14 protein-coding genes and 2 pseudogenes are annotated in these 21,350 nt (G+C 45.5%); 9 read left to right on the forward strand and 7 right to left on the reverse strand.

The window, feature by feature from the left end; genetic code table 11:
- The first annotated feature begins 102 nt into the window (after nucleotides 1-102).
- Nucleotides 103-1,392 (forward strand): glucose-1-phosphate adenylyltransferase, encoded by a 1,290-nt coding sequence (locus QUB37_RS04235; protein ID WP_333159414.1) that lies wholly within the window; start codon nucleotides 103-105, stop codon nucleotides 1,390-1,392.
- A 225-nt stretch (nucleotides 1,393-1,617) separates the two neighbouring features.
- On the opposite strand, the gene QUB37_RS04240 is transcribed toward QUB37_RS04235, so the two are convergent.
- Nucleotides 1,618-1,821, reverse strand: a complete 204-nt coding sequence (locus QUB37_RS04240) for a hypothetical protein (RefSeq protein WP_333159416.1) — start codon at nucleotides 1,819-1,821, stop codon at nucleotides 1,618-1,620.
- Nucleotides 1,822-2,711: 890 nt separating this feature from the next.
- Between QUB37_RS04240 and QUB37_RS04245 the strand changes: the two genes are divergently transcribed.
- Nucleotides 2,712-3,728 (forward strand): J domain-containing protein, encoded by a 1,017-nt coding sequence (locus QUB37_RS04245; RefSeq protein ID WP_333159418.1) that lies wholly within the window; start codon nucleotides 2,712-2,714, stop codon nucleotides 3,726-3,728.
- A 168-nt stretch (nucleotides 3,729-3,896) separates the two neighbouring features.
- Here the strand turns inward: QUB37_RS04245 and QUB37_RS04250 are convergent, their stop codons facing one another.
- The 5 genes from QUB37_RS04250 to QUB37_RS04270 all read right to left on the reverse strand — a co-directional run bounded on the left by QUB37_RS04250 (nucleotide 3,897) and on the right by QUB37_RS04270 (nucleotide 7,946).
- The gene (locus QUB37_RS04250) at nucleotides 3,897-4,172 is read right to left on the reverse strand and encodes a DUF1816 domain-containing protein (protein ID WP_333159420.1); all 276 of its coding nucleotides are present in this window, start codon (nucleotides 4,170-4,172) and stop codon (nucleotides 3,897-3,899) included.
- A gap of 266 nt (nucleotides 4,173-4,438) precedes the next feature.
- Nucleotides 4,439-4,729: a DUF1816 domain-containing protein gene (locus QUB37_RS04255; protein ID WP_333159422.1), complete on the reverse strand. Its 291-nt coding sequence runs from the start codon at nucleotides 4,727-4,729 to the stop codon at nucleotides 4,439-4,441.
- Nucleotides 4,730-4,964: 235 nt separating this feature from the next.
- Nucleotides 4,965-5,720 (reverse strand): DUF2993 domain-containing protein, encoded by a 756-nt coding sequence (locus QUB37_RS04260; protein ID WP_333159424.1) that lies wholly within the window; start codon nucleotides 5,718-5,720, stop codon nucleotides 4,965-4,967.
- A gap of 128 nt (nucleotides 5,721-5,848) precedes the next feature.
- On the reverse strand, nucleotides 5,849-6,442 hold the full coding sequence (locus tag QUB37_RS04265) for a pentapeptide repeat-containing protein (protein WP_333159426.1): 594 nt from the start codon (nucleotides 6,440-6,442) through the stop codon (nucleotides 5,849-5,851).
- A gap of 94 nt (nucleotides 6,443-6,536) precedes the next feature.
- The gene (locus QUB37_RS04270) at nucleotides 6,537-7,946 is read right to left on the reverse strand and encodes an HD domain-containing phosphohydrolase (RefSeq protein ID WP_333159428.1); all 1,410 of its coding nucleotides are present in this window, start codon (nucleotides 7,944-7,946) and stop codon (nucleotides 6,537-6,539) included.
- A 439-nt stretch (nucleotides 7,947-8,385) separates the two neighbouring features.
- On the opposite strand from QUB37_RS04270, the gene QUB37_RS04275 reads away from it, so the two are divergent.
- From QUB37_RS04275 to QUB37_RS04290, 5 genes and pseudogenes are all read left to right on the forward strand, one after another.
- Nucleotides 8,386-9,123, forward strand: a complete 738-nt coding sequence (locus QUB37_RS04275; RefSeq protein ID WP_333159430.1) for a DUF2993 domain-containing protein — start codon at nucleotides 8,386-8,388, stop codon at nucleotides 9,121-9,123.
- A 237-nt stretch (nucleotides 9,124-9,360) separates the two neighbouring features.
- Nucleotides 9,361-9,936, forward strand: coding sequence for a DUF6658 family protein (locus QUB37_RS04280; RefSeq protein ID WP_333159432.1), 576 nt, complete (start codon nucleotides 9,361-9,363; stop codon nucleotides 9,934-9,936).
- A gap of 1,013 nt (nucleotides 9,937-10,949) precedes the next feature.
- Nucleotides 10,950-11,738 (forward strand): annotated as a pseudogene (locus QUB37_RS29775) (cache domain-containing protein); the annotation flags it as partial.
- A 222-nt stretch (nucleotides 11,739-11,960) separates the two neighbouring features.
- Nucleotides 11,961-13,103: a PP2C family protein-serine/threonine phosphatase gene (locus QUB37_RS29780; protein ID WP_445300003.1), complete on the forward strand. Its 1,143-nt coding sequence runs from the start codon at nucleotides 11,961-11,963 to the stop codon at nucleotides 13,101-13,103.
- A gap of 348 nt (nucleotides 13,104-13,451) precedes the next feature.
- Nucleotides 13,452-15,680 (forward strand): SpoIIE family protein phosphatase, encoded by a 2,229-nt coding sequence (locus tag QUB37_RS04290; RefSeq protein ID WP_333159436.1) that lies wholly within the window; start codon nucleotides 13,452-13,454, stop codon nucleotides 15,678-15,680.
- A gap of 401 nt (nucleotides 15,681-16,081) precedes the next feature.
- On the opposite strand, the gene psb35 is transcribed toward QUB37_RS04290, so the two are convergent.
- Nucleotides 16,082-16,294: a photosystem II assembly protein Psb35 gene (psb35, locus tag QUB37_RS04295; protein ID WP_333159616.1), complete on the reverse strand. Its 213-nt coding sequence runs from the start codon at nucleotides 16,292-16,294 to the stop codon at nucleotides 16,082-16,084.
- 211 nt (nucleotides 16,295-16,505) lie between these two features.
- On the opposite strand from psb35, the gene QUB37_RS04300 reads away from it, so the two are divergent.
- Both QUB37_RS04300 and QUB37_RS04305 read left to right on the forward strand, forming a co-directional pair.
- Nucleotides 16,506-19,577 (forward strand): glycerol-3-phosphate acyltransferase, encoded by a 3,072-nt coding sequence (locus QUB37_RS04300; RefSeq protein WP_333159438.1) that lies wholly within the window; start codon nucleotides 16,506-16,508, stop codon nucleotides 19,575-19,577.
- A 122-nt stretch (nucleotides 19,578-19,699) separates the two neighbouring features.
- Nucleotides 19,700-21,195: pseudogene (locus tag QUB37_RS04305) on the forward strand (IS5 family transposase).
- Nucleotides 21,196-21,350 lie beyond the last annotated feature (155 nt).

A 21,350-nucleotide genomic window follows, 5' to 3' on the forward strand; every position in this document is an offset into this window, starting at 1 on the left:
TAACTCAAAACTCAAAACTTCCTTGCTCCCCCCCCTTGTCAAGAAGCCCTCACCATCCGACACTGTACTTGGAGAGTTAATCGACCCTAGGGAGAAAGTTCCTTGAAAAAAGTTTTAGCCATCATCCTCGGTGGCGGTGTAGGCACCCGCCTTTACCCCCTAACCAAACTGCGAGCCAAACCCGCAGTTCCCCTCGCAGGCAAATATCGCCTCATCGATATTCCTGTCAGCAACTGCATCAACTCGGAAATAGTCAAAATCTACGTCCTCACGCAATTCAACTCGGCATCCCTCAACCGTCACATCGCTCGCACCTACCAGTTTTCCGGCTTCACCGAGGGATTTGCCGAGGTGCTTGCTGCCCAGCAAACTCAGGAAAACCCCAACTGGTTTCAAGGGACAGCCGACGCAGTTCGCCAATATCTCTGGCTGCTAGAAGAGTGGGACGTTGACGAATACTTGATTCTTTCGGGCGATCACCTCTACCGCATGGACTACCAGAAGTTTGTGCAGAGACACCGCGAAACCAACGCCGATATCACCCTCTCGGTTTTGCCAATGGACGAGAAGCGGGCCTCGGATTTTGGTTTGACGAAAATCGACGACAACGGTCGCATTATTTCATTCAGCGAAAAGCCAAAAGGCGATGCGCTCAAACAAATGCAGGTGGATACTACTAAACTGGGACTGACACCGCAGCAGGCTCAGGAAAGTCCTTACATTGCTTCGATGGGGATTTATGTCTTCAAAAAAGAAGTTCTGATTAAACTCCTGAAGGAATCTCCCAACCAAACAGATTTTGGTAAAGAGATTATTCCGAATAATGCAAAAGACCACAACGTTCAAGCTTATTTGTTTGACGATTACTGGGAAGATATCGGAACCATTGAGGCTTTTTACGATGCTAACTTGGCTCTGACAAAACAGCCTAAGCCACCTTTCAGTTTCTACGATGAAAATGCGCCGATTTATACTCGCCCGCGTTTCTTGCCGCCGACTAAGCTTTTAGATACTCACGTGACGGAATCGATTATTGCTGAAGGCTGCATTCTGAAACAGTGCCGGATTGACCATTCTGTGTTGGGAGTTCGATCGCGGATTGAAGCTGGATGTACGATTCAAGACACCCTGGTAATGGGTTCTGACTTCTACGAACCCGACGCCGAACGGCATTCGAGTTTGGACAGCGGCGGCGTCGCCCTGGGTATCGGTGCAGATACTACAATTCGGCGCGCGATTGTGGATAAAAATGCCCGCATCGGCCGCAATGTTCAAATAATTAATAAAGACGGAGTGGAAGAAGCCAACCGCGAAAACCAAGGTTTTTACATCCGCAGCGGCATTATCGTAGTTCTGAAAAATGCCACGATTCCTGATGGAACTATCATTTAGTTATTAGTCATTAGTCATTAGTCGTCAGTCATTAGTTTTTTAAGTTAAAATCTGTTACCTCTCAGCAAGTGACTGATGATAAATAAGTAAATTAGTGACAGATCACCAATGACCGATGACTGATGACTGATGACGAAATTCATTCTTTTTTTTGTTGATTATTAATTTTCACCGCTGATGCGAGGTTGTCGAAATAGTTGGCTTTGTTTAAAGGCTCGCGCATTATCAATAAGCGACAGTCTCTGTTACTGTCTGCCGTGATATAGATATGTCCGATCGCCTGCGTCTGGCGAATAGCTTCTGATTCTTGTATTTGCGCTGGTAGCACGACTGACAAATGCGCTGCCCGTTTCTGAGTACAACCGAACTCTCGGAACTATCTTTCCAATCGTCGCAGCAGCCGCAAGGCCAACTTAGCAAATAATTCATAATGTTATGACCCTGGTACAGTTAAAAGCTTATCGCTCTACTATCCTATCTTAATGTTTTATAAAAGTGTGTGATTTAGCTAACAGACAGGGGAGAAATTATGTTATATTACTTGGATTTAAATCTCTTCAGAGGTTGTAAAAATAAAATTTTATAGCACGGGTCTGGGGTGAATAAAAAATATCTAGAAATTTTGTGGAAGAACGGCGCAATTTAGGGTATTATATAGTCACAATTCAGACACCAGATTTGACCGAACTTGCTGATGAAAACCTGCTAAGATTGGGATTGGGTGATCAACTCATATCGAGAAGTTCGTAGGCGTAAGCCGGGGCGTAGCCATCGCAACGCGCCCCGGAAAAAAAGACCAAAAAAAGCTCGATCGTCCGCGCCAGTCAACCATCCTGGGCTCGCGCCCGCAACAGCAGCAGCTTTCCCCGCCTCACCTCAATCGGGCTGCCGCCTCCCGAAAGCCCTAAACCTCATAACTCCCCAAAAGTTGGCGCCGCAGGAGTTTCACCGTCTCAAAGGTCACAGGTATAGCAACGGCCCAGATGGTAAGGACGTTCTTAATTGATGAAAGCATTGTTTTTGCTGTCGAATGCCAAAAGCATTTCTAGAGGCGGCTGCTCCGGCTCCCTTGTGCACGAGAGAGCCGAATGCTATAAAATCTTAAACAGCAGCGGAGTGCGGAAATTGCGATCGAACGCCAAGCAACAACCGAACTCGATCGAGTCCAAACCTTTGATAACCTATAATTTGAATGAGATGCCGCAGGCACTTCGGCTCCTGACATTATACTAATGCGCCATCCTGCGGCTAATTTGGGATTTATTCTTTCTAACAACTAACAACTAACAAATAACAACTAATAAAGAGGGGATTGGTTAATGGCTGCAACAGATTTTAAAGACTATTACGCTATTTTGGGACTCAACAAAAGTGCCAGTTCTGACGAAATTAAAAAAACTTTCCGCAAACTAGCCCGCAAATATCACCCGGACATGAACCCCGGCAACAAAGAAGCCGAAGCTCGTTTTAAAGAAGTAAACGAAGCTTACGAAGTGCTCTCTGACCCTGAAAAACGCAAAAAATACGACCAATACGGTCAATACTGGAAGCAAGCTGCCACAACTCCAGGCGGATGGCCACCAGGCGGGGGCGGTACGACTGTAGACTTTGGCGGGGTTGACTTCAGCGAGTACGGCAGTTTTGACGAATTTATCAATGCCTTGCTCGGCCGCGCAGGTAGCCCGGGCGCTAGTGGTGGTCGCAACGGTAAGTGGAATTACAGTAACTACCGCACCAGCAGCGGCGGGCCCACCGGGTTTGGCGGATTTGAAGATTTCGCGGGGTACGAAAACCGCACCGCCGGAAGCTCTCTCGACACCGAGGTCGCCATTTCCCTGACTCTAGGGGAAGCATTTCGGGGAACTTCTAAGCGAGTCGCCACGGGCGAAGTTTCGATTCCAGCCGGAGTGAAAACTGGCAGTAAAATTCGGGTAAAAGGCAAAGGCCAAGTTGACCCGTACAGCAAGCAACAGGGAGATTTGTACCTAAAATTAGAAGTTTTGCCTCACGCTTTCTTCCAGTTTGAGGGAGAGAATTTGGTCTGCGAAGTGCCGATAACTCCCGATGAAGCGGTGTTGGGAGCTTCCATTGAAGTGCCGGCGCCTGAAGGTATGATCACTGTGAAATTTCCAGCCGGGATTCGTTCGGGTCAGTCTTTGCGGTTGCGGGGCAAAGGATGGCCGAAACCGAAGAAAGACGAGCGGACTGATTTGTTAGTAAAAATTGCGATCGTGACACCGAAAGAAATTAGCACTGTAGAACGCGAATGCTATGAAAAAATCAAAGCCAATCGCACTTTTAATCCCCGGAGCAATTTAAACCAAGCGCTACTTTGAAAAAATTTGCATTGCTCGTACCAAACAAAATTAGGAAGAGGAGCGAATCATCCCTTGGGTTTAGGCGGGTTTACAAATATCCTGGCTCTGAACTCATCGATATTGGTGAACCCGCGCCCGAGGAGATTTAGGTTGAGCAACCTATTCATAGTTGAGCATTCCACTTTCTCAAGACTCTTCGCTAGCTTTTAGCTGACTTGGTTGGCGACCTTGCTTGATGTTGATGCTAATGTTTTTAGCTCCTTTCTTTTCCAAGTCTGTGATGTAGGCGTTAGTGTTATTAGAAGCTTCATCCTTGGTGTCGTAGGGACCAAAGTAATAGGTGTGCTTGGGCGAATCTGTGTCAACTTCCACCCACCACTCGCGACCTCTACCGCTGGCCATCGGTTGAGTCAGTATCGAAACCGCCGCCAGGAACATACCGAACATATAAATTTCAAACATAATTCACCTCTGCAACAAATTAAGCAGTGTTTACTCTTCTCAACTTATCCGGGCAAATAACTTGATCGGCTCGTCCTTAGTGCTGATTTGACGCAGGTAATTTTTGAGAGTTGGTGCTGTCTAAAATCAGCATTTCGGTGGAGAAGAGTTTTAGACTGGGTGGCTGTAAGTGACTGCTAGACATACAAAGTCGGCAAGGTAAGGAGTAGAAGAAGAGTGTGTTTATATTATTGTTGAGGTTTGAGTTAACTCAAAACTCAACATCCTTAAATCGCTACAGTTTCTGAGAATTCTTCTTCGCAAATGGTAAGATGCGAAGGCTGACAGCGTTTGATGCGGATGCTAAGCCTTTTGGCTCCCTCGCTTTCCAAGTCTTCTATGTAGCCGGGAGTATTGCTGGAAGCTTCTTTGTCGGTGTCGAAGGGGCCAAAATAGTAGGTACAGTGGGGCAAATCGGTGACAATTTCTACCCACCATTTCTCAGACCGGCGGTGGTTCGACCCGGCAAATACGGACAAGACTGCGACGTAGATACAAAATAAATAAAATCCGAGCATCTTTATTCTTGAGGGTGGTTTAATTTATTATTTAAATCTATCAAAATAATTTGCCCGACCGAATCAACCTCAGTGCTGATTTTGCGTCGATCGACTTTAGATGTGAGATTTTAGATCTGAGATTTTTCTTCCCATCTAAAATCTAAAGCAAAACCCGCCGGTGCGGGTTGTTTGCTAACTGAAAAATGCTCTTTTTCCAAACTAGATGGCTGGGCAAACCTCAGCCTGCTGAGGTTTAGCGCTTGCCTTTGGGGAACTGTTCGATACCAGCCCAACCGTAGAAAACCAGCTCGTCGTTCTGAACTCGGCAGCGGTCTACTCGCAGTTGAGTGCCTTCTAAGGCAAATTTGTCTAAGTCTAGCAAGTTATTTACGTGGGCAATTATAGCTTGGCCCAAGTCTACTGCTTGCTCGTCACCGCCGTAAGTAACGCTGACAAATTGGATTTTGCGTCTGTCTTCTACTTGCAACTGAGCTGTAATATCTATTGTGACCGGTTCGCTGGCATCGCCTACGGTAATTTCGGACTGAAGCCGAATTGATTTGTCGGTTCCGAAGCTGACTTCAGTGTTTTGAAAGTGCAGAGATTGCTCTTGGTACTTCAGCTTCTGGAGTTTTTCAACTACAAAAGGTGTATTGAATGAGGTGGTTAAATCCGATCGACTTAAGACTACTCGCATATTTGCCTGGGTAGGCTGCCGCAATTTCACTTGACCTGCAAAAATCGCCCCAAAATCAATTGAGACTGCTTGCAGATAGAGTTCCATCACTTCTATGCGGAGGCCGTTGTACATCAACATACCTTTGCCAACAAAGTCGAAACCGTCGATGCTTCCCTGCAAGAGTTTGGCTACTGGTTCGACTCGGATGTTGGCCTCGGCCTTTTCAGAACGCTTGAATAAGGCTGCGATCGCAGCTCCTGCTACTTTACTAACAAGGCGATCGCCACTTTGACCTTGAAAGGATGTACCGCTAAACAAAGCTGCTACCATTTATTCGTTTGCTCATCTACAGTCGCCATTATAACCCTATATTAAGAAATGTAAAAATCGCTTGTGCTTATTCACTCTATAAGCAGATCTTGTTTTTTTGTCTGTCTTCAAAACAACATTGTTGAAATTTAAAGGCTCAGGGGGGTGCCTTCGAGACAAGCGCGATCGAGCAACGCTCCATCCCAAAGGGTTTGTTCGATCCTGGCGCAAAGCAAATTAGCCCCCGTCAGGTTAGCGCCCCGCAGTACGGCTCCATTCAGGATCGCTTCTTCCAAGTCAGCTCCCGACAAATCAGCGCCGGACAAATTGGCATGGCTCAAATCGGCACCAAGCAAAATTGCCCTAGCCAAAGCAGCGCCCCGCAAATCGGCACCGCGCAAATCGACACCGCTCAAATCCAAATTGCCGATGGATGCCGCCGTCAAAAAAGCACCCCCAAAACTTGCGTCGCGGACTAAAGCGTTAGCGAAGGAAGCGCCCCGCAAATCGGCATTGCGAAAATCTGCGCCTCGCAAGTCAGCGCCGCTCAAGTCAGCGCCTCGGAGGTTGGCTCGCAATACGGCCCGCTGCAAGTTAGCGCCGGCGAGATTAGCTCCACTCAAGTTGGCTTGAGACAAGTTAGCACCGGCGAGATCGGCTCCGGCTAAGTCTTTGCCGGCTAAATCAGCGCCGGCCAACATCAAAATTTTGCCTTTGCGTATGGCTTCGAGGTCATTAGTCATTAGTCAGTTGTCAGTTGTTGGTTGTCAGTTGTTGGTTAACAGTCAACAGTCAACAGTCAACAGTCAACAGTCAACAGTCAACAGTCGAGTTATTTTATAATGCCGGAGCGGCCGAGGTCGTTCGATCGCCCTCCTCCAACCACACGTTAGGCAGTTGGCTTGGGCGAGTTGGTAACTCCATCAAACCCATTTCTGCCAGCCTGACGACGTTGCCCAGAGTTTCCACCAAAGCCGGATCGAAGCGAGTGCCGCACAGTTCGCGGCACTCTTCCAAAGCTTCGCTCAAACTCAAAGCCGCACGATCGCCACGCGGTTGAGTCAGTTCTTGAAAATAAGCGACCAACCCCAAAATCCGCGAAGCAATCGGTATCGCTTCCGCTCGCAAACCCTCTGGCCTGCCGCTGCCGTCCCAATATTCAAGTTTGTACTTGACAATTTCGGCAACAGGTGCTAACTCCGGCATTGCTTGCAGCAGTTGGGAACCGATGAAACTGCGATCGCGCCAAAATGAGAAAGTTGCTTGGTCAAAAGCATCGGGAGTGCGATCGAACACCTCATTCGGCGCCGAAACTAAGCCGACTCGAAATAGCAGTCCAGCCAGCCGCAGCCTCCGCAACTGCAAAGCCGGCAAATCCAGCAGTTGACCCAAAGTTTCCGACAAAGCCGCCACCTGCAAAGACGCTGTAGGATTTGCGGTATCGCGTTCGTCCACGCGCTGGGCCATCCGCAGAAAAGCTTGAAGTTTGTTAGCGTTCAAATTGCGGCTGACGCGCAAAGCTTGACCTTCCAATTCCCACAACTCGCGGGTTTGGCGGTTAATTGCTACCATTTGCTGCTGAGAACTTTGCAGGTAAGTGACTATCCGCGATACCACGCCACTAATGTCTGCCAAGGGCGGGCCTTTGGTAGCCAGGATTTCGTGGTACATTTCCAGCAAACTGTCGGCCAGGGGGGAGTTGTAATGTCGCGTCTGTTCTATAAAAATTTCTGCAGCAGCCGACACCAAAGACTGGTCAAACGACCACAAACCGTAGAACTTTCGTTCTGTATCTACTTCCGGCTTGCCTTCTGGCAAGTATTCCTGGTCTGAAAGTTCGCGGCAAAGCACCATTGCTTTGTATGTCGGGGCGAGGATGATTAAATTCCATTCTTGGATTAAGGGGTCGATCTCATCGAGATTTATTAAAGATACATTTTCTAATTGCCCGGTTTTGTGGGTAGCGAAACCGCTGTCGGCTACTGCACCGATGACAACGCGCCGAGAGGCATTAGCAATATCTAGGTAGCGATCGGCTTCCTGTAAATACCATTTACCCTGCTGAAACGTTACCAAAACTAAGGGTTGGAGTTCGCTTTTGTCCCCGCCACTGGTTTGCAAAATGTGGTCTTCTAGGGCGTGACATAGGGCTACTAGGGTGTTTTTGAAGTATACCCCGTAGCTAGAAGGCAGTTTTCCGTCGGGAAGTGTAGCTTGTAGTCTAGCGAGAGTTGATTCTGAATTCATTGCAAAAAGCGGTGCCGGCTCTTACTTATTGTAGCGGGCGATCGAACTTCTCGAAAAGACTTTTGGCAAAAATCCGAGTTTTTGATTTTTCACCGCTTCGCCACCGAGTCAATCGATTTTAGATTTTAGATTTTAGATTTTAGATTAAATAATTGAAGCATTGACCCCACCGATAAATTCGGCGACTTTTTTATCGGATACAGGTTTTTTATTTCGGGGTCCTGAGTCTCCGAAGGAATGAATCCGGGGGCTTGTATCCTGGATGCTTGATTGTCAATGTAGAGTGCGCCGAAGAGTACCTGATTAATTTTAGCAATTTTCTGGAAACCCTCTGTCTTTGGCTGAGTTTTTTTCAGACGTGAAACCTACCGAGAGGAAGACGCTAACTTTATTAAGTATTAACTACTATTTTTAAACAATATTATTAGGAATTCTGAGCGTGCTTCAACAAAATAGAAGTTTAGGGGAACAGGCGATCGACAAAGTGGCAGAGATTGCTATTGCGAGCAAATTAGACGAATCCGAAACTTTGTCTGTCACAGTTAACACCGATCCTGGCCAGCTAGCCCAGGGAGAAGTAGAGGCCGTTGCCGTTGAGGGCAAAGGATTGGTAATGCAACAAGATTTGCGCGTGGAAGAATTGCAAATTCACGTCAAGGATATTGCTGTCAATCCCCTCACCGCTATGTTTGGCAAAATTGAACTGAACGGGCCTGCCTTTGGTGGGGCGCGCGCAGTTTTAACAGAAAGCGATATCAACCGCGCTTTTAATTCCGAATACATCAGCAGGAAACTGAAAAACTTACAAGTTACTGTTGACGGACAACAGCGGACAATAGACGTTAAAACTATTGAGTGCCAATTGCTAGCCGGAAAAATCGCTTTAAATGCTGAGGTATTGGTGCGGGAAACTTCCTCCACAGAAAAAATTTATTTTACATCACAACCTCAGATTGCAGCGGGCGGTTGGGCAATTTCTCTTCAAGATGTCGAGTATCCCGAAAACAAGGAATTTTCGCCGGAGTTAACAGCAGCTTTGGCGGACAAAGCTGGTGAAGTTTTAAACTTGCGAAATTTTGAACTTGAGGGAATATCCCTGCGAATTCAGCAGCTAAATGTGGAAGCTGGTGTGCTGACTTTGCAAGCTGAAGCGAAAGTCGAAAAATTCCCAGATTAGGAGCTTGTAGGGTGGGTCAAAAACAAGAAAGCTCTTCAATTCCAGCAACTATTGGAACTGGCGCACCCTACCATTATTATGCTTGGCTTTGGAAAAATCTCCGCAGTTGATGAAATCCCTCTAAAGTTATAAAAAAGTCGGTAGCAACCCGCACCAAAATATCACCGCCGTGAGAGGCAGGCATGGGGAGTTCACTTTTACTCTTGACAAGTAGTAGTAAAAAATTGGAAAAATTTTGTGAACACTGTAACTGCTTTTTTTAAAAGACTGCGTATCGGTCAATTTTTGACTGTATTGATGGCAGGTGTGCTGCTGTTTACCAGCACTGCTTGCAATGCGGGCGATGTTCGAGGTGCTCGGCCTGAGAATCCTCCCGTTCAAGCTGGAGGAATGAATAACCCTCACAAGGGTGGCGGTGATGGATACACGAATTATAAAACATCCACCGATCCTAAAGTCAATCAATCGCCTGCTCAAGCACAAAAGAATCGTGCTGATTTGTCGTCGATCGTAGGCGATCGTCTCCTGGCCTCGACTACGGGTGAATCTAATTCCTCAAAGCTGCTTTATCCGGGCTCTGCACCGATGGAAACTGACAAGTTCGACCTCGAACTCGGCGGAGATAAAACTCTGTTAGAATCGCCAGACGGACAGCCGGCTAAGGCTCAACCCGTATTCGATCGCAGCGATCCCGATGCCAATATTTTAGAGAGAGTAGGCGCCGCCTTTAAGGATGCTTCTGGTTTCCTGAAAGATAGCGCTGAAGATGCCAAGGAAAGCTCGGTTACGAAACTCAATCCGCTGCAAAAATAAGCCAGTGGAACCAAAAATGGTGTAGGGGCTGTCTGAAATTAGCCCCTACATAAATAATATAATTTATTGAAACTAGATAAATGCTTGTAGAGCTGCTTTCTGCTCAACCTGACTTACACTATTTCTGTATTTTTGATAAATTCCAGATTAAGATTTTTTAAATTTTAGGTAATTTCTGGTGCGAATTCGGGAGAGTATTTAGGGTAAATTTAATCATGTTGGAGAAATATAAAACAGATGGATGAAAATGAACTATTTTGCTGTAAATAAAACTGGCTGGATTCTTAATGTCGTGAACTCTTTCTGCTACCAACTGTGCTAAACTCGAATATCTTGAGTAAATTATCTCAAAATTCCCAGGCAAGTTTCGTTACTAAACTTAAATTTTGGGGTCGTTCTGCATAGCCAGGAAAAATCCTAAACACTTTTAGGCGTAAAGAAGCGTTGTAATGATAGATAAAATACCAGATATCCCCATATGATGGGACAGCTTTTTATAAAATGACAGAGTTTTTATTACAATAGCGAGGTATCCTGGGAAGCAGGGTGTTATTAAATCTTTCGATATCAAAATTTTTGCCCGTATCTCTCCAGCCAGATTAGTGTCGCTTGCGAGGAAAAGCTTTTTCATATATGACCCAAATATCTGTATAATACAGTACATATTGCCTGTAAACTGCTGAGAGCAAATCCCATAAATATGCTGGGTACAAGAAAACAGGGATTTCTACAGCTTCCTATAAAGCCAGTGTAGGCTTTGTTTGGGCTTAAAACGCAGTTTGTGTCCCGCTAAGCCAGTGATGATCTTCCCATGCTGGTTGTGAAGCAACAGGTAGAAACTCCTAATAACGTACTGCAACAACTGGAACCCATGGTGAACGGGTGAATTATTTTTAGCTAATCACTATAGCAATCCTAAATCAGTCGCAAAATTGATTGAGACCAGAATCCTTGCAATGTGAGCATCTTGCTCATGTATAATTTTGCAAATCATTTAGGATTGCTATATCCCCATGAAATCTGTGAAAAATACTTCTCGTAAATTGCGTCTCCGTACAGCCCTCGTCGTTCCCTTCGTTTTGCAAATTGTAGCGGCTGTTGGGTTAGTTGGTTATCTCTCCTTCCGCAATGGGCAAAAATCCGTTGAGGACTTGGCAAACCAACTCAGTAATCAGGTGAGTAGCCGCGTCAGTCAGCAGTTAAGTAACTACCTAGCAACACCCCAACAAGTGAATGGAATTAATGCACAGGCGATCGAGCTGGGGATGCTAAACCCAGAGGATTTCGATACAAACAGACGATTTTTTTGGCGGGAAATGAAGTTGTCTGAAAAGCTCAGTAATATTGTGTTCTGTAGCCAGCAAGGAGAGTGTGTCGCCCTTGAACGAGGAGACGATGGTTCTTTATATACAGAAAGGATAGAAGCACCCGATGTAACGCACACCAAACGCTATTCCCTTGACGAAAGGGGCAATCTAAAAAAACTTTTGTCAACGGGGGGAACCTGGAATCCCAGGGAAGATGGATGGTACAAAAATACGGTAGCTAAGGGTAAACCAACCTGGAATCCCATCCATCAATGGGTGGATCGCCCTGACATCATTTCCGTTGTTTCTACCTACCCGGTGTATGACTCATCGAAGCGATTGAGGGGTGTACTGACAGCAGATTTCATTCTGTCCCAAATCAGTGATTTCCTACGTAATTTACACATCAGTTCGTCTGGCAAAATTTTTATCATGGAACGGGATGGCATGATTATTGCCAGTTCCAGCCAGGAGAAATCCTACAGGGAAGTTGATGGCAAAGCCCAACGCCTGAATGTATTTCAAAGCCAAGAACCCCTGCTGCGCGAGTCGGCTCAACAGTTGCGCGATCGCTTTGGCACTTTTGGTCAGATCAGCACTCCCCAAATGCTTTCAATGAAAATTAACAATGAAAAAACGTTTGTGTCTGTCACACCTTGGCAAGATAAGTTGGGACTCAACTGGGTAGTCGTCCTAGTGATTCCAGAGTCCGATTTTATGGGGGAGATTAACCTTAATACTCGCAACACAATCTTACTGTGTTTAGCAGCACTAGCTTTGGCAATTGTACTCGGTGTCCTGACTGCCCGCTCGATTACCATTCCCATTATCCGAATCACTAAAGCTGCTGAACAAATTGCTGCTGGTAACCTCGACAAGCGAGTAGACACTACTCACTTTATGGAAATTCAAGAAATTGATACACTGGAACGTTCCTTCGACAGCATGGCAGGGCAACTGAAGGAATCGTTTGAAACACTAGAAGATAAAGTTAAAGAACGCACGGCAGAACTGGCAACTGCCAACGACGAAATCATTGTCCTCAACGAGAGACTCAAGGAAGACAATCTTCGCATGGGTGCTGAATTGGATATCGTGCGTCAAATGCAGCAAATGATTCTGCCCAATGCTGATGAACTGGAAATTGAAGGACTCGATATTGCCGGATACATGGAGGCTGCCGATGAAGTCGGAGGCGACTACTATGAGGTGTTAAACAGTGATGGTGTTGTTACTCTGGGCATCGGTGATGTTACTGGACATGGACTCGAAAGCGGTATATTGATGCTGATGGCGCAAACAGCCGTTCGTACCCTCAATGAGATCCGCGAAACTGATCCGGTTCGGTTCCTAGATGCGCTCAACCGCACCCTGTATAAAAACGTGCAGCGCATGAAATCTGAGAAAAGTCTCACCCTAGCGATTTTAAATTATTCCGAAGGACGGGTCAGCATTAGCGGTCAGCATGAAGAAACAATCATTGTGCGCCTTGGCGGACAGGTTGAGCGAATAGACACGATGGATTTAGGTTTTCCGATTGCTCTTGACGATGACATTGCTGAGTTCATCAGTCAAATTTCAATAGAGCTACAGTTAGGAGATGGTATCGTGCTATATACCGATGGTATTCCTGAAGCCAAAGACATTAACAAAAAACAATATGGCATTGAGGCGATGTGTGAAGTCATCAGCAAAAACTGGGATTTGTCTGCTGAAGAAATTAAGCAAGCGGTGATTGACGATGTGCGGCGACATATCGGCCATCAAAAAGTGTTTGATGATATTACCCTGTTGGTTGTGAAGCGGAGCCAATTAGGTGTAGAAAAAAAGTCCCAGCCTCAAACAGCCACTTTGGTTTAGAGCGATCGCCAATACCTCGAAACCATAAACTTATGGCATCAAAGTGGAAATGGTCGTCGGGGCGATCGCCTTAGCAGTCAAATTTACGAGGAAGTGGTAGGATATCTCAAACGCAGTGCCACAAAAGAGGCTGAATCTCAAAAGAACTCCAAAAGCCGTAGTCACCGCCTCAATTTCTATAATTAAATCTATCCGTCCTTATAAATCAAGTCTTTTAGTCAATCTAAAATCCCGTAGTTGAGAGCAAGATGCTATCTCGTCCGACTTACGAAAGCCCCTAGTGGCAGCTTCGCTAGAGCCACGCCAACCTATTGTTTTTAAACTCAGCCAGGAAGGAAAAGTTATCCCATGCTAACCAATATTCAAAAAACCCAACTTTCTGAACCGCCCCTTCCCCAATCACCTGAGAAAGCTTCTCCCACCAAAGTAATGCGGTTGAACAAGTTTCCCCTCCGTACGGTTCTAATTATTCCCTTCATTATTCCTATCCTTGCTTCAACGGGATTGGTAGGATGGCTGTCTTTTCGTAATGCACAGAAGGCGATCGATGACTTAGCAAAACAGTTAAATAGTGAGATTAGTAGCCGTATAGAACAACAGGTCTTGACCTATTTCAACCAACCCTATGATGTATTACAAACCACTTATGCAAGTGTCCAAAGTGGCAATCTCAAGCTCGACGAATTTGACGGATTGAGGCGCTATTTCTGGCAAGTGGTGCAAAGTGAGTTGGCAAATTACCCCTCCTTTGGAAATGAACAGGGTGAGTTTGTCGGAGTTGAACGTTTGGAGAATGGAACTTTTCAGCTCAAAATAAGGACAAACGCCACCGCACCCGATCGAGAAATATACGAGCTAGACGGTGAGGGCAATCAAAAAAAATTCCTGAAAAGTTCAAAATATGATCCCCGCGAACGACCCTGGTATAAAGCCGCCAAGCAGGCTGGTAAATCCTCTTGGAGTCCCATTTTTCCAGCCTTCTCTCGCCAGAATACCTCTCTGGAGCTTGCGTCAGTCAAGCCCATTTACGAATCAAACGGCAAGCTTTTGGGTGTTCTATGTATGAACATTACCTTGGTGCGAATCACTCAATTTATTGAAAAGCTATACATCAGCCCGAATGGCCAAAGTTTCATCATTGAGCGCTCAGGCGATTTAGTCGCTAGCTCAACCATTCCGCAGCCGTTTAAAGTAATTGGTCAGGAGAACGATCGCAAAATCGAGCGTATTCCGGCAGATAAAAGTTCAAATGCTACCCTGAAAGCGACTGCTCAGCATTTACTTGAGCGTTTTGGTAACTTTAAGGCTATCAACGGCAGCCAACAGTTGAAAGCTCAGATTAATGGAGCATGGCACTATATTCAAGTATTACCCATTCAAGATGGCCGGGGAATTGATTGGTTGGCAGTGGTCGTTGTTCCTGAAAACGACTTCATGGCTAGAATCAATGCCAACACACATACTACAATTCTACTGTGCTTGTTGACGTTTGCTGGAGCGACGGTGATTATAATTCTGACTGCTAGTTCAGTGACTCGTCCCATTCTTAAACTGACTAAAGCCTCAAAAGAAATTGCTGCTGGTAAGCTCGACAACCAAGTAGACATTACTAACTTTATTGAAATTAAGGAAATTGATACACTGGAAAATTCCTTCAACAGCATGGCATGGCAACTGAAGGAATCGTTTGAAACGTTAGAAGATAAAGTTAAAGAACGCACGGCGGAACTGGCAAGTGCCAATGAGGAAATCATTACCCTCAACAAGAGACTTAAGGAAGACAATCTCCGCATGGGTGCGGAATTGGATATCGTGCGTCAAATGCAGCAAATGATTCTGCCCAATGCTGATGAACTGGAAATTGAAGGGCTTGATATTGCCGCATACATGGAGGCTGCCGATGAAGTCGGCGGCGACTACTATGATGTTTTAAACACCGATGGCGTTGTCACTCTGGGCATCGGCGATGTCACAGGACATGGACTCGAAAGTGGCATCTTGATGCTGATGGCGCAAACAGCCGTTCGTACCCTCAATGAAATCCGCGAACTAGATCCGGTGCTGTTTCTAGATGTAATCAACCGCACCCTCTACAAAAACGTCCAGCGGATGAACTCCGAGAAAAGTCTCACCCTAGCGATTTTAAATTACTCAAAAGGATGGGTCAGCATCAGTGGTCAGCATGAAGAAACAATCATTGTGCGAAACGGTGGACAGGTTGAGCGAATCGACACTATGAATTTAGGTTTTCCGATTGCTCTTGACGATGACATAGCGCAGTTCATCAGTCACATTTCAATTGAGCTACAAGTAGGAGATGGTATAGTGCTATATACCGATGGTATTCCCGAAGCAAAAGACATTAACAAAAAACAATATGGCGTGGAGGCGATGTGTGAAGTCATTAGCCAAAACTGGCATTTGTCTGCTGAAGGAATCAAGCAAGCGGTGATTGACGATGTACGGCGACATATCAGCACTCAAAAAGTATTTGATGATATTACCCTGTTGGTTGTGAAGCGGAGCCAATTAGGTGTAGAAAAAAAGTCCCAGCCTCAAACAGCCACTTTGGTTTAGAGCGATCGCCAATACCTCGAAACCATAAACTTATGACATCAAAGTGGAAATGGTCGTCGGGGCGATCGCCTTAGCAGTCAAATTTACGAATAGGTGGTGAGATATCTCAAACGCAACCCCCCAAAAGAGTCTTAATTTCAAGAGAACTCCAAAGCTGTAGTCAACTTCTAAATTTCTATGATTAAATCTATCTAATGATATATTGCATCAATGTAAAGAAAGCGATCGATCGCGGGATGAGCGCTCCCTTTATTGACATTAGTGCTTGCGGTCAATTAAAACTATTCACTCAAAGCCTTTCTACATAGCGTAAGGCGCGCCAAGGCGCACCCTACCGGAGCGATCTGCAAGGGTAATTCCTATTCCTCTCAAAGCTTTTTCCGAGCTAAAACAGCTTTATTCTATTTTTTATTTGACTCAGAAACATCAGCAATCAAATCGTCTTTATCAACTTTCGGTACAAAATCAGGGCGTTCTTTGGCTTCCCAACCGGGTGGGCGCTTGGAGTTGTACCACGCGATCGAGCCGATCGTAACTGCGGCAAGAAAGCCAGCAACAAGAACTAATATTGGAGTGGTCAAGCTGACACTTGATTCCGGCACTGGCTGCTGCATCAGCAGCTCAATCATTACTCGCTTGATGGGTGCAACAACAACTGCCATGGGAGTGGTCAAGCTGAGATCTATCATTAGGCTAAATCCTTATCTACTCTACTTTTACATTATTTTAAGTGCTAAGGGCGGTTGGTTGATATATCTGAAGGCTGAAAAAGTGGCAGAATTGCGGTCATAATGTTTAGAGCTTGAAAATAGGAGAGCTGATTTTATGCCGTTGGGGACAATAGCATTGCTGTTGGCTGCTAGTTTCAGCCTGGGTGCTTTACCGCTAACGGGATGGGCGGTGCGAGTCTTTACCCGCCGAGATTTGAGGGCGCTGGGCACGGGGAATGTGGGGGTGTCGGCAGCTTTCATTCACGGGGGGAAATTAGCGGGAATTGTGGCGGTGTTGGCGGAAATTGCCAGGGGTATTTTGCCGGTGTTGGCGGGGCGATTTTGCTTCCCGGATGCACCTGCGATCGCGATCGCCCTGTTAATTCCTCTAGTTGCGGGCAGATATGCGATCGCCCGAGGTGGAGGCGTGACCAACGCTGTTTGGGGTCTTTTGGTATTTTCGCCGCCGGTGGCTGTATCATCGGGGATTTGGGGGCTGCTGGTGTGGGGTTTGGCACAGCGGTGGTGGGGTGAGGGCGATCGGGCGAGACTCTTTGCTTCCCGTTGCGGGTGTCTGTGTACGCCAATCTGGGTTTGGGTGTGGCGACAATCAATGCCAGAATTTTTAGCAGCAGCAGGATTAGCTTTGTTGTTAGCAGCAATTAACTTCACTCAGGGTGATGATATGGCTTTATCTAAATCAGAGCAATTGTTTTCTCTTGATGACTCGTTAGATGCTGCAATCTGCGGCGATAAAGCGGCTAAATTGTCTCAACTCAAACGCGCCGGTTTTAATGTACCCTCTGGTTGGATATTGTCATCGAAGGAAGAAGGAAGAAGGAAGAAGGAAGAAGGAAGAGGGAAGAAGGAAGAGGGAAGAAAGAATGAGGAAAATCCCGCTCTACTGTTAATCAGTAATTCTGTAATCCAAATTCTAAAATCCAAAATCCAAAATCGAATGATTGTGCGTTCTTCTGCTGCGGGAGAAGATGGCGATACGAGTTCTGCCGCCGGACAATATCAAACTATTGGCCCAGTTTTCACTGAAGCAGAATTGCTCGATGCAATTAATCGCTGCCGCCAGTCTTATTGGACTTCCGAAGCTGTGGCTTACCGCCGCCAACGGCAACTCCCCGATACCCAAATGGCTGTATTAATTCAGCCTTATATTGACAGCGAATTTGCGGGAGTTATGTTCAGTCGCAATCCTTTAGATGGTGGTTCCCAGGTAATTATAGAAGCTTTACCGGGAGGAGCAGAAGCGGTTGTCGGCGGACAATCTACTCCGGTTCATTTAGAAATTAATTTTAGTACACCTGAATTATTAGAAAAAAAATTAACTGAAATTAACAGTAATTCACTTATTGCTCAATCCATTTTAGCAGAATTGGTGAAACAAGCCCAAGCGATAGAAGCATTTTTTCACGGAATCCCGCAGGATATTGAGTGGAGTTGGGACGGGGAAAAAGTTTGGATTTTGCAAAGTCGCCCGATTACTAATTTGCAGCCATTCTGGACGCGAACTATTGCAGCCGAAGTGATTCCTGGTGCAATTCGTCCGTTAACTTGGTCGATTAATCGGCCGCTGACTTGCGGGGTTTGGGGAGAGATTTTTCAGGTGGTTTTGGGCGATCGCGCCAGCAATTTAAACTTTAACGAAACGGCAACTTTGCTTGGTTCTCACGCCTATTTTAATGCGACTTTGTTGGGCGAAATTTTTCGGATGATGGGATTGCCGGAGCAGGGTTTGGAATTTTTGCTCAGAGGGCAAAAAATGGGCAAGCCGCCTTTGGGGAAGATTTTGCCTTCTTTGCCCGGTTTGTGGCGTCTGGTGCAGCGGGAGAGGGCGCTGAATGCAGAATTTAAGGGCGATCGTACTTCTATTTTCCTCCCGGCACTCCAAAGTCTGGAGAAGGAAGAAGGAAGTTCGGCAACGAGCACTGTACAAGATGTAACGGATGTAACGGATGTCCGTCCGATGGAAGTCGGAAGAGGGAAGAAGGAAGAAGGAAGAGGTTCGAGCGAAGAAGAAATATTAATGCCCAATGCCCAAGGCGCAATGCCCGATTATCAATATTTAAAGGAATTATTGGAGAGAGCGGAGCAAATTCAGGAGTGGCTGAAACCGATTACTTACTACAATATATTAGGGCCGATCGGGTTGGCTATTCGCAAGGCAATTTTTCGCGTTTCCGATGACTGGCTGGTTAATGATAGCGCTCCTGAAATTGCTTCGGTGCGAGCTTTACAGCAGTTGGCTCACAAATTGCGGCAAGCTGCTGTTTCGCAGTCTGACAAAACTGTTTCTGTCGCAGATTTAGCACAGACATTTGCGGAAACTCCGGCTTTACAAGCAGATTTTGAAAAGTGGCTTGATATTTACGGATATTTGAGCGAGGTGGGAACGGATATTGCTGTTCCTACTTGGCAAGAACAACCGGAAATTTATCAAAAGTTGCTAATAACTATGGCTCAAAAAGCCGAAACTAATTTAGTTGAAAAGCGTGAAATAAAATTGACTTTTTCGCAGAAGTGGCGATTAGATAAATGTCAAGAAAGAGCGCTCGTCAAAAACGAAATTAGCGAAATTTACGCGCGGTTGTTGGCTCATTTACGGTGGAGTTTTTTGGAGATTGAAGCTTACGGATTGGCAATGCAGGTGTTTCAGGAAAGCGGGGATATTTTTTATCTGGAATTTGGGGAAATTCAGCAGTGGATTCGTAGCGGTGCGAGTGTTTCTCTTCAGGATACAATTAGAGAAAGGCGCGATCGCCTGGTAGCCGATCGCGATCGTCCGATTTCCCCTGTGGTTTACGGCAATTTGCTGCCAAATTCTCAGACAAGGGCGATCGAACTGGCAACATCGGAAACTAATATCATGCAGGGAATTCCAGCAAGTATTGGTCGTGTCGAAGGCTTTGTCAAGATTTGCCGCACCGCGAGCACAGATTTAGGAGAAAATGCGATCGCAGTAGTCCCATACACCGATGCAGGTTGGGGACCCCTGCTATTAGGAGCAACAGCAATTATCGCCGAAGTTGGTGGACAATTATCTCACGGAGCAATAATCGCTCGCGAGTACAAAATTCCCGCAGTTATGAATATTGCTGAAGCTACAACTCGCTTGCGAGACGGTCAAAAAGTGCGAGTAGACGGGTATCTCGGCACTGTAGAACTGCTGGAATAATTAGGGTTTGCTGAATCAGTGAGAAAAGTAAACAGTGTAGGGATTTTCCGACCAAAAAAGTAGTAAGGGTGCAAGAAAAACAGGTATAATAACTCAAAACCCGTGCATCACCACCTGCGATCGTGTATAGAAAAGCTGAGCTTGCCCTAAGCCCACCATCCGACTTTGAACTCCCATTTGAAGGAAGATTGTCAAAAGATAACCGTTGGGTGAAAATGGCGCAACTAATCCCGGGCGTCAGAGTTTGAATCAGAATATGCTGAAAATTTCCCCACCGAAATGGGAGCACCCGCCAAATTATTGAGGATGGCATTAGGGGCATTAATTATTAAAGAGAAGCTGGGAATCAGCGACATAGAAATAGTAGAACAGATCCGAGAAAACCCATACCTGCAATACTTTATCGGTCAATTAGCCAAAGCGTAATGAGCCCCCATTTGACCCATCACTATTAGTCCACTTTCGGCAGCGGATTAGTGGGAATTTAATCAAGAAAGTCAATGAAGGAATGGTCAATAAAATACGGGAATCCACCTCAAAGCCACCCGAAAAAAAAAGGATTCGGAGGTAAAAAATGAGTCAGCAAATATAGGAAAATTAATCGTAGATGCGACCTGTGTTCCAGGAGACATTAGCTATCCGACGGACTTAGGACTATTAAACCGAGCCAGAGTTCACACCGAAAAAACCATCGACATTCTCTATAATTCTCTCAAAGTAAAAATTCCTAAAAAACCCAGAACCTACAGTAATATTGCCAGAAAAAACTATTTAGCAGTAGCCAAACAACGACGACCTCAACGAAACAAAAAAAACCAAGCAATTAAAAAACAACTGCAATATATCAAAAGAAACCTCGCTCATATTGAACAACTAATCGAGTCAGATGCCACCCTACAAAGTCTGAGCCAAAAGCAGTATAAGACCTTGCTAGTCCTCACAGAAGTATATCAGCAACAACTGTGGTTATTTGAAAATAAGAAACAGAGCAGGACAGTTGGGGTAAGTTTAAGACAACCGCACATCCGTCCTATTGCCAGAGGAAAAGCAGGGAAACCCGTAGATTTTGGAGCCAAACAGGAGCGCGAGTTGCATTAAAGGATATGTATTTTTAGACCGGATAAGTTGGGATAACTTTAACGAATCAGGAGACTTAAAAGCACTCATTTGAAGCATTTAAAAGTTACACAGGATACTACCCAGAATCAGTCCATGCGGAGCGAATTTATCGAACAAGAGAAAACCGAGCGGGCGTGTAAAGAAAGAGGAATTAGAATTAGTGGCCCCCCTTGAGGAAGGCCACCAGCAAATGTTAGTAAGGAAACAAAGAAACAAGACTGCTTAAGATGAAAGAATTAGAAATGCAATTGAGGACAAGTTTGGAGAAGGAAAAAGAAGATTTAGCTTGAACCGAGTGATGACAAAACTTGATAATACTTCGGAAATAGCCATTGCTATTACTTTTTTAGTAATGAACCTTTCTACCTGGTCAAGACGGGTTTTTTGTGTGTTTTTATGTCAAGAACCGAAAATCACACCTATTTACGATTCAATGATTATTAAAAGCTATAACTGGGCAAGTTATAGTCAACAAAAAGTCATGTTTCGCCGAGTCTGAATTGCCCATCAAGTGCGATGCCTACGGCTGGCTACGCCTACGCGATTTTTCCTAACTTATTCAGCAAGCCCTAAGTATGTTTTGTTTTCTAAATGTTAGTAATACTTCTCTTTCCGAAATAACACGTTATCTGTTTTCAGTAAAATGTCTTGAAC

Source organism: Microcoleus sp. AT3-A2 (assembly GCF_036705685.1).
Taxonomy (GTDB): domain Bacteria; phylum Cyanobacteriota; class Cyanobacteriia; order Cyanobacteriales; family Microcoleaceae; genus Microcoleus.